Annotated in this window: 2 protein-coding genes; both read right to left on the bottom strand. The window is 46.0% G+C overall.

The annotated features are described in order from the left end of the window. On the bottom strand, window positions 1-222 hold a 222-nt coding region (locus IEY24_RS33275; protein ID WP_229223390.1), incomplete at its 3' end, for an EF-Tu/IF-2/RF-3 family GTPase. Continuing rightward, window positions 219-1,046, bottom strand: a complete 828-nt coding sequence (locus IEY24_RS33270; protein ID WP_498068517.1) for a GTP-binding protein — start codon at window positions 1,044-1,046, stop codon at window positions 219-221. The genes IEY24_RS33270 and IEY24_RS33275, both read right to left, overlap by 4 nt. Window positions 1,047-1,096: the final 50 nt, after the last annotated feature.

Here is a 1,096-nt window from a genome sequence, read left to right as displayed (position 1 = left end):
GATGACTTGGGCTGTGAAGTTAGCAGCCTCCTTTGCAGGGTCATCCTTTGAGTTTGAGGCAACATAACCACGCTTCAAATCCTTAACAGCAACATTCTTAACATTGAATCCCACATTGTCACCAGGATGTGCCTCTGTAAGAGATTCATGGTGCATCTCCACAGACTTGACTTCAGTTGTCAGTCCAGTTGGTGCAAAAGTCACCACCATTCCAGGCTTCAAGACACCGGTCTCAACACGTCCCACTGGCACAGTTCCAATACCTCCAATCTTGTACACATCCTGAAGGGGAAGCCTGAGGGGCTTGTCAGAGGGCCTCTTGGNACATCCTGAAGGGGAAGCCTGAGGGGCTTGTCAGAGGGCCTCTTGGGCTCACTAATCTGGTCAAGTGCATCAAGCAGAGTTGGACCCTTGTACCAGTCAAGGTTTGTGGACCTCTCAATCATGTTGTCTCCCTCAAAACCAGAGATAGGAACAAAAGGAATCTTGTCAGGGTTGTATCCTACTTTCTTCAAGTAGGAAGAGACTTCCTTCACAATTTCATCATACCTGGCCTTGGAATACTTGGGTGTAGTAGCATCCATTTTGTTACAGCAGCAAATCATCTGTTTCACACCAAGGGTGAATGAAAGCAGAGCATGTTCACGAGTCTGTCCATCCTTGGAAATACCAGCTTCAAAACCACCAGTGGTCGAATCAATGATAAGAACAGCACAGTCAGCTTGGGATGTCCCAGTAATCATATTCTTAATGAAATCCCTATGTCCAGGCGCATCAATAACTGTGCAATAATACTTTGTTGTTTCAAACTTCCACAAAGCAATATCAATGGTGATTCCTCTTTCACGCTCAGCCTTAAGTTTGTCCAGCACCCAGGCATACTTGAAAGACCTCTTGTTCATCTCAGCAGCTTCCTTCTCAAACCTCTCAATAACACGCTTGTCAATGCCTCCAAGCTTGTAAATCAGGTGACCAGTGGTAGTGGATTTCCCAGAGTCGACATGGCCAATGACCACAATACTGATGTGAACCTTTTCCTTACCCATCTTCCTTAAATCTAGAAGAAGCTGCGCTAAAACCCTAGCCGCAAGAGAAG

The sequence above is a fragment of the Dyadobacter endophyticus genome, from assembly GCF_014641595.1.
Classification (GTDB): Bacteria; Bacteroidota; Bacteroidia; order Cytophagales; family Spirosomataceae; genus Dyadobacter; species Dyadobacter endophyticus.
Note: the sequence above shows the minus strand (reverse complement) of the source record. Positions and strands in the feature narration are given on the sequence as shown.